Annotated in this window: 16 protein-coding genes and 1 riboswitch; of the genes, 6 read left to right on the forward strand and 10 right to left on the reverse strand. The window is 66.2% G+C overall.

Annotated features, from left to right (window positions below):
• Window positions 1-34: 34 nt before the first annotated feature.
• On the forward strand, window positions 35-682 hold the full coding sequence (locus tag AB0L63_RS13855; RefSeq protein WP_364499415.1) for a vWA domain-containing protein: 648 nt from the start codon (window positions 35-37) through the stop codon (window positions 680-682).
• Between the two features lie 105 nt (window positions 683-787).
• Here AB0L63_RS13855 and AB0L63_RS13860 read toward each other — a convergent pair whose 3' ends face one another.
• The 4 genes from AB0L63_RS13860 to AB0L63_RS13875 all read right to left on the reverse strand — a co-directional run bounded on the left by AB0L63_RS13860 (window position 788) and on the right by AB0L63_RS13875 (window position 3604).
• Window positions 788-1075, reverse strand: a complete 288-nt coding sequence (locus AB0L63_RS13860) for a hypothetical protein (RefSeq protein ID WP_364499418.1) — start codon at window positions 1073-1075, stop codon at window positions 788-790.
• A gap of 129 nt (window positions 1076-1204) precedes the next feature.
• Window positions 1205-1645 (reverse strand): OsmC family peroxiredoxin, encoded by a 441-nt coding sequence (locus AB0L63_RS13865; RefSeq protein ID WP_364499421.1) that lies wholly within the window; start codon window positions 1643-1645, stop codon window positions 1205-1207.
• A 196-nt stretch (window positions 1646-1841) separates the two neighbouring features.
• Window positions 1842-2705 carry an ABC transporter permease gene (locus AB0L63_RS13870; RefSeq protein WP_364499424.1) on the reverse strand — a complete coding sequence of 288 codons (864 nt, stop codon included), beginning with the start codon at window positions 2703-2705 and terminating at the stop codon, window positions 1842-1844.
• The gene (locus AB0L63_RS13875; protein WP_364499426.1) at window positions 2702-3604 is read right to left on the reverse strand and encodes an ABC transporter ATP-binding protein; all 903 of its coding nucleotides are present in this window, start codon (window positions 3602-3604) and stop codon (window positions 2702-2704) included. The genes AB0L63_RS13870 and AB0L63_RS13875 overlap by 4 nt, the downstream gene beginning before the upstream one ends.
• Before the next feature lie 245 nt (window positions 3605-3849).
• On the opposite strand from AB0L63_RS13875, the gene AB0L63_RS13880 reads away from it, so the two are divergent.
• Together AB0L63_RS13880 and AB0L63_RS13885 are read left to right on the forward strand one after the other, a co-directional pair.
• Window positions 3850-5151 (forward strand): histidine kinase, encoded by a 1302-nt coding sequence (locus AB0L63_RS13880; RefSeq protein ID WP_364499428.1) that lies wholly within the window; start codon window positions 3850-3852, stop codon window positions 5149-5151.
• Window positions 5148-5855 (forward strand): response regulator transcription factor, encoded by a 708-nt coding sequence (locus tag AB0L63_RS13885; RefSeq protein WP_364499431.1) that lies wholly within the window; start codon window positions 5148-5150, stop codon window positions 5853-5855. Before AB0L63_RS13880 ends, AB0L63_RS13885 begins: the two co-directional genes overlap by 4 nt.
• 54 nt (window positions 5856-5909) lie before the next feature.
• Here the strand turns inward: AB0L63_RS13885 and AB0L63_RS13890 are convergent, their stop codons facing one another.
• From AB0L63_RS13890 to mhuD, 4 genes are all read right to left on the reverse strand, one after another.
• Window positions 5910-6383, reverse strand: a complete 474-nt coding sequence (locus AB0L63_RS13890) for a hypothetical protein (protein WP_364499433.1) — start codon at window positions 6381-6383, stop codon at window positions 5910-5912.
• Window positions 6384-6419: 36 nt separating this feature from the next.
• Window positions 6420-7208, reverse strand: a complete 789-nt coding sequence (locus AB0L63_RS13895; protein ID WP_364499436.1) for a CbtA family protein — start codon at window positions 7206-7208, stop codon at window positions 6420-6422.
• Window positions 7199-7393 (reverse strand): CbtB-domain containing protein, encoded by a 195-nt coding sequence (locus AB0L63_RS13900; RefSeq protein WP_040686176.1) that lies wholly within the window; start codon window positions 7391-7393, stop codon window positions 7199-7201. Before AB0L63_RS13900 ends, AB0L63_RS13895 begins: the two co-directional genes overlap by 10 nt.
• Window positions 7394-7423: 30 nt before the next feature.
• A riboswitch (cobalamin riboswitch) is annotated at window positions 7424-7575 on the reverse strand.
• A 64-nt stretch (window positions 7576-7639) separates the two neighbouring features.
• The gene (mhuD, locus tag AB0L63_RS13905; RefSeq protein WP_040686177.1) at window positions 7640-7954 is read right to left on the reverse strand and encodes a mycobilin-forming heme oxygenase MhuD; all 315 of its coding nucleotides are present in this window, start codon (window positions 7952-7954) and stop codon (window positions 7640-7642) included.
• 130 nt (window positions 7955-8084) lie between these two features.
• Here mhuD and AB0L63_RS13910 point away from each other — a divergent pair, with 130 nt between their 5' ends.
• The gene (locus tag AB0L63_RS13910; protein ID WP_364499439.1) at window positions 8085-8834 is read left to right on the forward strand and encodes an alpha/beta hydrolase; all 750 of its coding nucleotides are present in this window, start codon (window positions 8085-8087) and stop codon (window positions 8832-8834) included.
• Window positions 8835-8981: 147 nt separating this feature from the next.
• On the opposite strand, the gene AB0L63_RS13915 is transcribed toward AB0L63_RS13910, so the two are convergent.
• Window positions 8982-9845 (reverse strand): A/G-specific adenine glycosylase, encoded by an 864-nt coding sequence (locus AB0L63_RS13915; protein ID WP_364499441.1) that lies wholly within the window; start codon window positions 9843-9845, stop codon window positions 8982-8984.
• Window positions 9846-10013: 168 nt separating this feature from the next.
• On the opposite strand from AB0L63_RS13915, the gene AB0L63_RS13920 reads away from it, so the two are divergent.
• On the forward strand, window positions 10014-10637 hold the full coding sequence (locus AB0L63_RS13920; protein ID WP_364499444.1) for a carbonic anhydrase: 624 nt from the start codon (window positions 10014-10016) through the stop codon (window positions 10635-10637).
• A gap of 120 nt (window positions 10638-10757) precedes the next feature.
• Entirely contained in the window at window positions 10758-11435 is a 678-nt protein-coding gene (locus tag AB0L63_RS13925; RefSeq protein WP_364499446.1) for a hypothetical protein, read from the forward strand.
• 199 nt (window positions 11436-11634) lie between these two features.
• On the opposite strand, the gene radA is transcribed toward AB0L63_RS13925, so the two are convergent.
• Window positions 11635-13041, reverse strand: coding sequence for a DNA repair protein RadA (gene radA / locus AB0L63_RS13930; RefSeq protein WP_364499449.1), 1407 nt, complete (start codon window positions 13039-13041; stop codon window positions 11635-11637).
• Window positions 13042-13077 lie beyond the last annotated feature (36 nt).

The following is a 13077-nucleotide window of genomic DNA, read 5'->3' on the forward strand; positions in this document are numbered from 1 at the left end:
AGCGGTCATTCCACAACTACCACGGGGGTGCCAGGTGACAAATTCAGATCTGACATTGATCGCGGTGCTGCTGGATCGGTCGGGTTCCATGCAGGCGATCAAGACCGATACCGAGGGCGGCTTCGATGCCTATATCGAAGAGCAGCGCAAGGTGCCGAAGACGACGCTGGTGACGCTGGCTCAGTTCGATACCGAATACGAACTGGTCTATGCGAATCGGCCGATCGCCGAGGTGCCGCCGCTGAGTCTGGCGCCGCGCGGCGGTACCGCGCTCTACGACGCGGTTGGGCGGCTGGTCACCGATGTCGGGCGGGAACTCGCGGGTCGACCGGAGCACGACCGGCCGGGCACGGTAATCGTCGTTGTCCTCACCGATGGGCACGAGAATTCCAGTCGGGAGTGGACGCATGCCGCAGTGCGGGCGCTGATTACGCAGCAACAGGAGGTGTACACCTGGGATTTCGTATTCCTCGGCGCGAATATGGATGCGGTGGCGGTGGGGTCCGAGTTGGGATTCGATCCGCGGCGCTCGCTCACCTACGGTGCTACCCCGGCGGGAGCGGCCGGGGCTTTCGCATCGGCCGCGGCGTATTCGGCGCGGCGCAGTATGGCCGCGCCCGGACAGACGGTGGATGGATTCACCGATGCCGAACGGCGGGCGGCTGATCCCGACGGGACGTAGTTTCGCAGGCGAGTCGGGCGTGCACTGGCGGCCGATACTTCGCGGGCAAACATTCGTCGCGGTGCCCGCCGCTTTCGGGGCGGCGGGCATGACAATGCTTGTGGCTCAGGTGGTTGGAGTTTCGCCTCCGCGCGGCCTGCTACCGCGTTCGCGTAAGACCGCAAGTCGACTCCGGTATTGATCCTCGGTGATCTCGCCACGCGCGAATGCGGTGCGCAGCGCGCCGATTCCGCTCTGGTGTGCCCAGAACCGCCGCCGGGCGAATACGAAGACGACAATGATGGTGGCCCAGAACAGTAATGGGAAGATCCAGAAGAACGGCCAGGGATGCCACCCGCCGTCATAGTGATCGGCCGAAAAGGTCATGGCCCCAGGGTGCGTGAGAATGTTCATGCGTCAACCCTGCTCCTGACCGCCCCGCCCGGACATCGGCCTGCCGACGATATCTGCCCTACGCCGCGCGTACGCGTCGCTCGCATGACCACTGGGCTCCTCGCACCCGCTGTGCGAGGAGCCGGGAAGTCAGGCGAGAGCGGCGTCGAGGGTGATGTTGTCCACTCCGGCGAGGGCCTTGCTGACCGGGCAGCCCGCCTTGGCGGCGGCCGCCGCGGCGGCGAAGCCGTCGGCGTCCATACCGGAGACCCGGCCGCGGACGGTGAGTTTGATGGCGCTGATGCGGAAGCCGCCGTCCGGATCCGGGCCGAGGGTCACATCGGCGGTGACGTCCAGGCTTTCCGGCGTGCCACCAGCATTGCCGATCTGGGCCGAGAGGGCCATGGCGAAGCAGGAGGAGTGCGCCGCCGCGATCAGTTCCTCGGGGCTGGTGGTGCCTGCGGCATCGTCGGCGGTCCGTTTGGGGAAGGAGACGTCGTACTTGCCGACACCGGAGCTGGCCAGCTCGACCTGGCCGGAGCCGTCCTGGAGACCACCGGTCCAAGCGGTGCGCGCGGTACGTGTGGGCATCACGGTCCTTTCGAAGATGTGTGAATCACAATTCGCAGTCGAACCTACCCCCGCCGCCTGTGCGCCGCGTGCGAAGGCGGTAGCCAGCATCGTGTGCCGCGACGGGCAACGGGTCGAGCGGGTTCGGCGGTGCGCCGATCGAGCACCGGAAGCGCTGACGAACTGTTGTCCGCCAACGGCTTCGGTGTCCGAGGGGTTAGACCATATCGCGCTGCCGCACCAGCCACATCGTGGCCGCCGCGAAGAGGGCCGCATACACCACCAATGCGATGAGCGACTGAGTCCGCGACAGGATGTCGAGTACACCTGGCGTCGTCGGCCCGTCGACGGTCCGCATCGCACCGGCCATCGAACCGGCCGCCGTACCGGGCAGATGATCGGTGAGCACCTTGATCGGGCTGAAGATCGCCGCAACACCGCGTAGCAAATTCTCCACCACCAGCACCCACACCAACCCGAGCCCGACGGCCAGCGCCGGACCGCGTGCGATCGCCCCGATCAGTGCGCCCGCCAGCGTCCACATCCCGAGAATCGCTGTGCCGGTGACGATTCCGTTCACTGCCTGGCCGAGGCCGGGCAATGCGAGCGACTGCGCGCGACTCGTCGCGATAATCGAGGCGACCCCGATATCCACCACGAATGCGACGCACACCAGCCCGATAACCGTGACCGCCAAGCCGATCAGCGCACCGCCGATGGCATTGGCTCGCGACGGGCCCTGGGTGAGCACGGTTTTCCAAGTGCCCCAGCCGTATCCGCTACCGATGGTCAGTGCACCCAGAATGAGCATCAGCGCACCACCGAACATGGCCATGCCCTGGGTGAAGACCTCTGGGACCGCGGCGGGCAACATCTGGTGCAGCAGAACGTCTTTGGGTACGCCGTTCGACATTGTCTTCATATCGCCGGAGGAGTAGGCGAGGTAGTTGAACAGGTAGGCGAAGGTGAGATTCAGCAGAATCCAGGTGCCGAGAATGATCCAGAATGCGGGCCATTTCCGCAGTCGCAGCATTTCCGCTTTCGTGCTCGCCATCAGGTCATTCATGGTCTCTGCGTTCATTTCACCGGCTCCAATTGGGTCATTTCGAAGAACACTTCCTCCAGGGACTTTTCATCGGTCCGCAGTTCCAGCAGATCCGCGCCCGATTCGACGACCGCACGCGCGACCATCGGGGCGCTGCCCGCACCGGCCTCGATTCGAATTCCCCCCGCGGTCAACATGGCCGAATGCTCACCGACCACCCGGCGCACCGCCGGAAATGCCACCTCCAGCGGTTCGGCTCGCAGCAAAAGCGAAGACGCGCCACGTAATTCGGCGACCGTGGATTCGGTGAGCAGCTTCCCACCGGAGATCACTCCGACTCGGTCGCAGATCTCCTGCACCTCGCTGAGCATGTGGCTGGACAGCAGCACGGTATGACCGTCACCGGCGAGAGTCGTAATGAGCTCACGCATTTCGGCCATGCCCTGCGGGTCGAGGCCATTGGTCGGCTCGTCCAGGATCAGCAGATCAGGACGACCGAGCAGGGCCGCGCCGACGCCGAGGCGCTGCTTCATCCCGAGGGAATACGTGCGGAATTTATCGTCGGCGCGCTTGGCGAGGCCGACGCGGTCGAGTGCGTCGGCCACGTCGGCGTGCTCGAGGCCACGGTATTTCGCGAGGACCCGCAGGTTGTCGCGGCCGGTGAGGTACGGATAGAAGCCGGGCCCCTCGATGAGGACGCCGATGCGGCGGACCACGGCCGGATCGCCCGGGGTATGTCCGAGCACGATGGCGGTGCCCGAGGTAGGACGGATCAAACCGACCAGCATTCGCAGCGTGGTCGTCTTACCCGCGCCGTTCGGGCCGAGGAAGCCGTAGATCTCGCCCGGCGCGACATTCATACGCACGCCGTCGACGGCGGTGTGGGTGCCGTAGCGTTTGGTCAGCCCCGCGGTGACCACGATGGAATCTGTCATGCACCGAGAATCCACCCGCGACCTGGGGTGACACATCCGTCGCGCGGCGATGCTCGACGTACGTACCTAGGCCTAGATCACTGTTTTGACAGACGTCACGCCTTATTTCGTGCGAACATGGGTAACTCGCCGGGTACGCCCAAGACTTCGCTGAAAACTCGACCGCCGGCCCGCGACGTGGGTTTCGACGTACTTACGACCGGCAAAAGATTCGGGGAGGCGGGGGAGCCTAATAGGCTGCAAGTGTGACAGCGCCAGCGGAATCGAAACGTGGCCCAGTGGTTCAGGACTGGGCGCTCGCGTTCGTCGTCGCGGTGATCCAGGTCGGCGCGGGACGCAATGCCAACCTGCGCCAGACCGGGGTGCACTCGCTCGACGCGTTCGGCTACGTGCTGTTGCTCATCGGACCGGTGGCGCTCTTGCTCCGCCGTTCCCGCCCGCTGCCCGCGCTGCTCGTGACAATCGCGTCCTGCGCGGTGTACCTACTGTGCGGCTATGGCTACGGCCCGATTTTCGTCGCGCTGGTGATCGCATTCATCAGCGCCGCGATCGTCGGATCACGCTGGTGGACCTATCCGCTCGCGCCGATCGGCTACCTCGCGCTGGTCTGGCCGCTGCCCGCGATGGTCGGGCATCCGGCCGACCCGTGGCTGGCCTTCGGAATGATCGCCTGGCTGGGTGTGCTGGTCGCGATCGCGGAGGGGATTCGCCAGCGCAAGGCGGTGTTGGTGGCGCGCAGGCAGCGGGCCGAGGCGGCCCGTCGTGACGAGGAGGCCCAGCGGGAGCGGCGGGCCAGTGAGCAGCGCCTCGCCATCGCCCGCGAGCTGCACGATGTACTGGCACATAGTCTTTCGCTGATCAATGTGCAGTCCTCGGTGGCGCTGGAGCTTTTCCAGAAGAAGCCGGAACAGGCCGAATCGGCGCTCGCGGCGATCAAAACGGCGAGTAAGGATGCGCTGGTCGAGGTGCATACGTTGCTGCACGCGATCCGCAGCGGCAGCCCGACGGCCGAAGGGCGTGACTCGGCGGCCGAGCCGGGACCCGAATCCGTGTCTGCACGCGGCGAATCCGAAGGGGTCCAAGGTAATTCGGTTGTCCGCGGCGTCGAGGCCTGCCCGCCTGCGCCGCGCAGCCCGGCCCCGAGCATCGAGGACCTGGACGCACTGCTGCAGCGCACCCGCGCGGCCGGTCTCCCCGTCGACACCCGCATTATCGGCACCGCACACAAACTGCCCAGCGTCGTCGATGTGGCCGCGGCCCGCATCATCCAGGAATCACTGACCAATGTGGTCCGCCACGCGCCCGGCGCGCCAGCCGCGGTGACCATCCGCTATGCCGCCAATTCGGTCGAGATCACCATCGACAATGCCCGCGTCACCGGCGCGCAATCGAAGTCCGGACCGAGCGGCGGCAATGGCATTCTCGGCATGCGCGAGCGCGCACACGCCCTCGGTGGCCAGCTCATCGCGGGCCCGCGACCCAGCGGCGGCTACCGCGTGGTGGCTCGGCTACCGTCGGAGGTAGGGGCTCCGGAGGAGGCGCGATGAACGCAGGATTCGGCGATTCGATTGCCGGCCGGGACCCGGGCCGGCCCGTTCGAGTGCTGGTTGCCGACGATCAGGCCCTGGTGCGCGGCGGTTTCGTCGCGCTGCTCGACGCGCAGGACGGCATCGAGGTCGTCGGTGAGGCCGATAACGGCGAACAGGCCGTCCGCATGACCCGCAACCTGACCCCCGACGTGGTCCTGATGGATATCAGGATGCCCGTCCTGGACGGCCTTGCCGCGACCAGAATGATCGCCGAGGATTCGAAACTCGCCGATGTGAAGGTGGTCGTGCTGACCACCTTCGAACTAGACGAATACGTCTTCGAAGCAATGCGCGCGGGCGCGACTGGATTCCTGGTCAAACACACCGAGCCCGCCGATCTCGTTCGCGCCGTCCGTGTCGTCGCCGCGGGTGACGCCCTGCTTTCGCCCGGCGTCACCCGCCGCCTCATCGCCGAATTCTCGGCTCACGCCAAACAACCGCCGCCGGCCGCCTTCACCGAACTCACCGATCGCGAGCGCGAGGTGATGACCCTGGTGGCCGAGGGCCTCACCAATGCCGAAATAGGCGAACGCCTCTTCGTGAGCCCCGCCACCGCCCGCACCCACGTCAGCCGGATCCTCACGAAACTGGACGCCAGGGATCGCACCCAACTCGTGGTGATGGCCTACGAATCCGGCCTGGTCCGCCCCGGCTGGCACTAACTCTGTCACACAGACGAAATAGCCTGTGCGAGAGTGCCACTACCTGTGCGACAACTATTTTGTGCGCCGGAAGTAGCGGCGGGCGGTTGGGTGGTACATGGCCGGGATGGCGACGAGGACGGCCAGGACGTGGGCGGTGCGGAAAGTGCCGTTGATCACTGCGGACGCGGTGAGGTTGTCGAAGAGGTCGCCGATTTGCTTGGCGGACAATGTGGCTGCCAGTGGTTCGATGATCAGCGAGGCCAGGCCGATTACGCCGATGCCGAAGGTGAGCGCCATTCTGGCCCAGCGGGCGCCGCGCGCCATTCGGACGGCAACGCCGAGCACCACCAGGTAGATGCCGGCGCGAATGGCCAGACCTGTTGCGAGCGAGCCGATATCGGCGTCCGGGCGGTCCAATTGCACGGCGGTGTGGGTAATGGCCTCGCCGACACCGCAAAGCAGTGCGATGACGAGTGCGGTGAAGGCCACGGAAACCGAGCGTGGTGCGTCGGTTCGTGGCTGTACGGAAAAGGCAGTGCCGGTCATAGCACCGACACTGCCTTTCGCGACCCGAATTCCGGATCAGCCTGCGGTAGTGGCCGATTCTCGTACGGGAGTGCTATCGCGCGTGGCGAATTCGGTGAGTGCCGCGAAACCGAGGCCGAGGCAGGCCCACAGGGTGGCGGTCTCGCCGAGCGATGTCGCACGGAACTGCCACAGCAGCACGGCCGGGAAGTCGTCCTTCACCTCGTTGACGCCGGGCAACAGAATGTACCCGAGCACGACCATGAACACGAAGGCCGCGACCCCGGCGATCAGCCGGACCATACCGAGTTGCGCGGCAAGCAGTTTGTAGACGTACAGCCCGATACCGACGGCAGCCAGTCCGAGCAGCACCGCAGCCAGCCACAGCAGGGTGCGCTGGTTGATGGTGTCCGGCTCACCGACGGCGGGCGGGTTGGCCGGGTACTTGAAGAACGGCACCGCCACGATTGCGGTCCAACCCGCCAATGCCAATCCGAGCGCGAGCTTCGGTCCGGACAAGGTGGTGTACCGGCGTGCGAAATACGCGACCGACGCGAAGATCGCCCCGAGCGCGAGTCCGGTGAGTCCGAGCGCCAGGAACTGCCCGAACTTCTGCCCGGACCGACTGACCAGCGCTTCTTCCTCGTCACCGTGCGTATGCCCGGCCGGTTCATGGGCGTGCCCGGTGGCCTGTCCCTTGGCGGTATTTGCTTCTTCGATGGAGATGGCGGCGGCGATCTTGGGCTCGCCGACGAAATAGCCCACTGTCGCGGCCAGCAGACCGGCGATGAGACCGGCCAGCAGGCCACGAAGCAGCAGGGCCCCGAGCGATCCGATCAATGGCACGGCACACCGAGCAGGTGACGTCCGTCGTGCATGAGCTCGTGCAGGTACATCCCGCTGCGCGAGATGACGCCCTGATCGAAGCCGACCAGGTACAGCGTGAGCAGTGCGAGAAGAACGACGCCTACTGCGATGAGCAGTGTGCCGAGTGAATCAGTTGCCCGACTCGGTGAATGCGCGATAGCCATTCGAGTCCTCCTAGGGATGCGCGTCCCGTGAGTTGTTCGGTACGAAGGTGCCGGTGTCTGGCTTCCGGCACCAAGGACTCGGTGCACGAACACAGTGGCGCGACCGCTTCGGAATCTCACCGAATTACCGCGTCACCCTCGCGTTTATCATTCGAACTGTGACATCCGGTCGCACGCGCCGTCAATACGGCGGGCGACTTCCCAGGCCGGGATGGGCGAGTCGCCCGCCGTGTCTGTGCAGCGGTTTCAGGAAGCGGACTTGGCCGCGACGTCCAGTACGACCTCGAACTCCAGCAGTGAGGCACCCGTAGAAACCGGCTTCTGGCGCTCACCCGCATGCGCCTCCCGCGCGGGCCCGTCCCGCCACGCGGCGAACGACTCCTCCGAATCCCACTGGGTGACAACGAAGTACCGGTTCTCCCCGGCCACCGGCCGCAGCAACTGGAAGCCGAGGAAGCCCGGCGAGCCCTCGACCGCGTGCGCGCGATGGGCGAATCGCTTCTCCAACTCGGGGCCCGCGCCCTCCGGAACCTCGATCGCATTTATCTTCACAACAGCCATGGTTCCGACGATACGTCTGCGTGCACCGGGCACTGCGCAGTGCATGCGACATCCTCCATCGAAGGCGAGTTGTTCGCGAGACAGCAGGGGCCGCGAACACGCCGCGCCGCACGCGCGGCAAAATGACACAGTGTTGTACGACGAAGGCGGAGCGGGGGTTCCGATCCTGCTGTTGCACGGACTGATGGGCAGTGCCCGCACCTGGCACGATCAGCTGGGCTGGCTGCGGGAGTTCGGCCATGTCTACACCTTCGACGCCGCCGGTCACGGTCGTCCCACGCCCGCGGAACTGACCACCGAGGCATTCATCGACGACCTCGCCGCGGCAACGGCCGCAATTTCCGAACCCATGGTCGTCATCGGACATTCGATGGGCGGCCTGCACGGCTGGGTATTCGCGGCGCAGTTTCCGGAGCGGGTGCGCGCACTGGTGGTCGAGGATATCGCGCCCGACTTCCGTGGCCGCACCGCCGCGAACTGGGCGGCCATGATCGAGGCCTGGCCGCCGTTTCCGGACGCGGACGCGGTGCTGGATTTCTTCGGCCCGGTCGCCGGGCGGTACTTCCTCGACTCCTTGGACCACGGCCCCGAGGGCTACCGCTTGCACGGTTCGGTCGCGACCTTCCGCGATATCTCCGAGGAGTGGGGCACCCGTGACTTCTGGCCGCAATGGCACGCGGTCGAAGCGCCCGCGCTCTTGATCGAGGGCGAATTCACCATCACACCCGAGGGCCAGATGCGGCAGATGGCCATCGTCCATCCCGATGCCGCCTACGTCCGCATCCCGAACTCGGGCCACCTGGTGCACGACGACCAGCCCGAGCGCTACCGCGCCGAGGTCGAAGCCTTCCTCCGCAGGGTTCTCGACCACCCCGAGTGAGACAGTTCGCGCCCTCGCCGGCCAGAGGTGACAGGCCACTGGGGTTGGTTCGATACGACGTCGATGTTCTGGATGACATTGTTCAGCGTTCGCCGAGGCCATCGGGTTTTGTTCGATGTGACCTCGACGCCCCCGGGGGAGACCGGTTCAGCCTTCGCCTGCCAGCGCGAATAGCCCGTCGGGGGTTTGTTCGATGAGGCCGTCGACGAGCAGGGAGTCCAAGGCGCGGTCGCGTTGGCCGGGATCGCGAGTCCAGGCCAGGTCCAAGCGGATTCGTTCGACCGGACCGGTTGCATCGCGCAACACATCGAGCAACCGACCGCGCGCCTGCCGGTCGGTGCCCTCGTACTTCTGCGTCTTGCGAACCACATCGGAGATCGGCCTGCCCGCGGCCACCCACGCACATTCCGGGAGCGGGCACCGCGCGCAATCCGGTGCGCGGGCTGTGCACACCGTCGCGCCGAGTTCCATCAGCGCGGCGGAAAACATTGCGGCACGGTCGATTCGGCTCGGCAGCAGTGCTTCGGTCTCGGGCAGATCGCGCGCGGACGGATTACCGGCCGCCGCCCGCCCGTGCACCGCCCGCGCCACTACCCGGCGAACATTGGTGTCCACCACCGGAACTCGCTGTCCGTAGGCGAAACAGACCACCGCCCGCGCGGTATACGCGCCGATACCCGGCAGACCGAGTAGCACATCGACATCGGTCGGTACCTCGTCGCCGTGTTCCTCGGCGAGCACCTTGGCGCATTCGTGCAGCCGCAACGCCCGCCGCGGATAGCCGAGCTTGCCCCAGGCGCGCAGCACCTCGGCCTGCGATGAAGCCGCCATGGCGGAGGGGACCGGCCAGCGCGCGACCCACTCCCGCCAGATCGGTTCCACCCGCACCACCGGCGTCTGCTGCAGCATGATTTCGCTCATCAGGATCTGCCAGGCGGTGACGTCCTTGCGCCGCCACGGCAGATCCCGCGCGGTCGCCCGGTACCAGTCCAGCAACGATTCGGCATCCACTCGGTTGGTCCCCGTCGTAATCTTGGGTTTTCCACTTGCACGCTGTTGCGCTGCGCCGCCCTCCGACACTGTCCTCACCGTTCCTACAGTCCCGCGGTCGGTCGATATTTGCCGAGTCGTAACGAAACAGACTCGCTGGTAACCACTGCCATGTGCACAATGGTCGGTATGCCGCATTCCAACCCGATCAGTGCCTGGAAATCCCTTCGCGAGGGCAATGAGCGCTTTGTGAACGGCACGCTGTTGCATCCTAGTCAGGGCGCGGTCGACCGGGCCAAGCTCGTCGGCGGCCAGTACCCGCACACGATCCTGTTCGGCTGCGGTGACTCCAGGGTGGCGGCCGAGCTGATCTTCGACCAAGGCCTCGGCGATATGTTCGTGGTGCGCACGGCGGGCCACGTGGTGGACAGTTCGGTGCTCGGCTCGATCGAGTACGGGGTGCAGGTATTGAATGTGCCGCTGATCGTGGTGCTCGGACACGACAGCTGCGGTGCGGTGAAGGCCACCATCGACGCGCTCGACGGCGGCGAGGTGCCCGGCGGATTCATCCGCAGTGTGGTCGAGCGGGTCACGCCGTCGATTCTGGTCGGGCGCAGGGAGGGACTGTCCACCGTCGATGAGATGGAGGCCAGGCATGTGGTGGAGACCAGCCGCTTGCTCATGCAGCGCTCGATGATCATTTCGCAGCGCGTGGCGACGGGTGAGTGCGCGATCGCCTGTGTCACATACAAACTCGCCGAGGGCGAGGTGAAGTTGCAGCGGGTCGTCGGCAATATCGGTGAGCTGGCCTGAAACGGCCGATCCGAGATATCTGGCGCGGCAGCGGAATTTACCTGCCCCGCGTGCCTTTTCCGATCCGACACGCCGGGGTCCTGAGTCGCTGCACCGGATCGTGCCCTTACCGTTGACTCCGTGCTGGAACCGAATGGACCGCTGCCTCCGGAGATCTATTGGCGACGCCGCGCGCTCGCCATCGGCATCCTGGTCGTGGCGCTCGCACTGGTGATCTGGTTGGTATTGACAGTGACGCGTGGCGGCGATTCGCCTGGTACGACAAAGGCGGCCGCGACGAGTTCCGCGTCGGCGACGAGTAAGCCGGCGGGCGCGTCCTCCTCGCCGCCGCCGACCACCGGCGAATCCAGTGCGAAGCCCTCCGGCAGTACCACCGCGGCGGCGAGCGCCAGTCAGGTCGCCGCGGGCACCTGCCCGGATCAGTCGCTCGCGGTCAAGGTGACCGTCGAGCAGCCGACCTACAAGACAGGTGAGAATCCGGTATTCGGCATCGTGATCACCAATATCTCGTCCATGGCCTGTTCCCGCGATGTCGGTTCCGGACTCCAGCAGGTTTCGGTGACCACGCTCGACGGCCAGCGCCGCCTGTGGTCGAGCACCGACTGCTACCCGGACGGCGCCCCTGACGTCCGCACCCTGAACCGCGGTGAACAGGCCGCCTTCATGGTCACCTGGTCCGGCTCGACCTCCCAACCCAACTGCGCAGGTGACCGCGTCCAGGTCCCTCCCGGCGCCTACGCCGTGGTAGCCCAACTCGGCTCCCTACGCAGCGCCGCCGAACCCTTCAACATCGCCTGACCCCGACGCTGCGGTATATGCGTATATGGGCAGTCGAGGGGAAATCATGCCCACCGCTAGGTGATGCGATGCTCCGCAGCGACGGCGGTGTGACGGCATGATCGCGCGCTCAGAGTATTTGGTATCAGGCGCTGTGGCTTGTGTGGGATAGCCATGGGCTGTGCGTGATCACTCGGGTTGTGCGACAGCCGATGTCGGGTCAGAAGTCGGGAGCGGGGTCGGTGGGTGGGGTGCGCTGTTTGCGGAGACCAGCGAGGCGGATGGCCGACTTGACGTCGGTCACCTCGTGAATCTTCATGCCGCTCTTGGTGCGTGCCAGACCGGGTGGCACCAGGGCGGTGGTGAAGCCGAGGCGTTCGGCCTCGGCGAGTCTGCGCTCCAGGCCGGTGACCCGACGCACCTCACCCGCCAGCCCGACCTCACCGAGGATGACCCAGCCGACGGGCAGCGCCTGATCGCGCTCGGCACTCGCAATGGCAAGTGCCACAGCGAGATCCGCGGCGGGCTCCAGCAGGCGCATGCCACCGACAGTCGCCGCGTACACGTCGTGCTTGCCGAGGAATACCCGCCCGCGGCTCTGTAGTACGGCAAGCACCATCGCGACCCGGTTGTAGTCCAGCCCGCTCACCGCCCGCCGCGGATTCGGGATCTCGGTGTGCACCGTCAGTCCCTGCACCTCGGCGACCAGCGGCCGCTTACCGTCCATCGCCACCGTGACCGCGGTACCCGATACCGAATCGGTGCGATGGTGCAGAAACAGCCCGGACGGATCGGTGACGCAGGAGATCCCGTCGTCGTGCAATTCGAAGCAGCCAACCTCATCGGAGCTGCCGAAGCGGTTCTTGATGCCGCGCACCATGCGCAGTGTGGAGTTCTTATCGCCCTCGAACTGCAGCACCACGTCCACCAGGTGCTCGAGCGTGCGCGGGCCCGCGACATTGCCGTCCTTTGTGACATGCCCGACCAGCAGCACCGCGATCCCACTCGCCTTGGCCAGTGACGTGAGTGCCGCCGCCACCGCGCGCACCTGGGTGACGCCGCCGATGGTGCCGTCCACCTCCGGGACGAGCATGGTCTGCACCGAGTCGACTACCAGCAGTGTCGGGCGGACCTGTTCGACATGGCCGAGCACGACCGACAGATCGGATTCCGCTGCGAGATAGACCCTTTCGTGCACCGCATTGGTCCGGTCAGCGCGCAGCCGAACCTGTCCGGCCGATTCCTCCGCGGTGACATACAGCGACTTCTCGTCGCGCTGGGCGGCCCACCGATGGGCTACCTCCAAGAGCAGCGTCGACTTGCCGACGCCGGGTTCGCCGGAGAGCAGTACGACCGATCCGGGCACGATGCCCCCACCGAGCACCCGATCGAGTTCCTCGACACCGGTCGGCCTGGCCTTGGTGACCTTCGAATCGATATGCGAGATGGGCGCGGCGGCGGTGCTCGGCAGCATGGCCTTGCGCCCGACCGGTGATGCCGCGGTCGCCGCGGCTCCGGCTACCTCGTCGACTGTGCCCCATGCGCCGCAGTCCGGGCATTTGCCCACCCACTTGGCGACCTCGTACCGGCATTCGGAGCATCGGAATATCGACTTGGTCTTGGCCACAGCCGCGCTCCCCCGCCTCTTCGAGTCTTTTGCCGG

The organism is Nocardia sp. NPDC051990 (assembly GCF_040680755.1).
Lineage (GTDB): Bacteria > Actinomycetota > Actinomycetes > Mycobacteriales > Mycobacteriaceae > Nocardia.

What these genes read in the sequence shown, in the direction of transcription:
- AB0L63_RS13860 (WP_364499418.1), bottom strand. Translation starts at nt 1,075, where the DNA reads ATGAACATTCTCACGCACCCTGGGGCCATGACCTTTTCGGCCGATCAC.
- AB0L63_RS13865 (WP_364499421.1), bottom strand. Translation starts at nt 1,645, where the DNA reads ATGCCCACACGTACCGCGCGCACCGCTTGGACCGGTGGTCTCCAGGAC.
- AB0L63_RS13870 (WP_364499424.1), bottom strand. Translation starts at nt 2,705, where the DNA reads ATGAACGCAGAGACCATGAATGACCTGATGGCGAGCACGAAAGCGGAA.
- AB0L63_RS13875 (WP_364499426.1), bottom strand. Translation starts at nt 3,604, where the DNA reads ATGACAGATTCCATCGTGGTCACCGCGGGGCTGACCAAACGCTACGGC.
- AB0L63_RS13885 (WP_364499431.1), top strand. Translation starts at nt 5,148, where the DNA reads ATGAACGCAGGATTCGGCGATTCGATTGCCGGCCGGGACCCGGGCCGG.
- AB0L63_RS13890 (WP_364499433.1), bottom strand. Translation starts at nt 6,383, where the DNA reads ATGACCGGCACTGCCTTTTCCGTACAGCCACGAACCGACGCACCACGC.
- AB0L63_RS13900 (WP_040686176.1), bottom strand. Translation starts at nt 7,393, where the DNA reads ATGGCTATCGCGCATTCACCGAGTCGGGCAACTGATTCACTCGGCACA.
- mhuD (WP_040686177.1), bottom strand. Translation starts at nt 7,954, where the DNA reads ATGGCTGTTGTGAAGATAAATGCGATCGAGGTTCCGGAGGGCGCGGGC.
- AB0L63_RS13920 (WP_364499444.1), top strand. Translation starts at nt 10,014, where the DNA reads ATGCCGCATTCCAACCCGATCAGTGCCTGGAAATCCCTTCGCGAGGGC.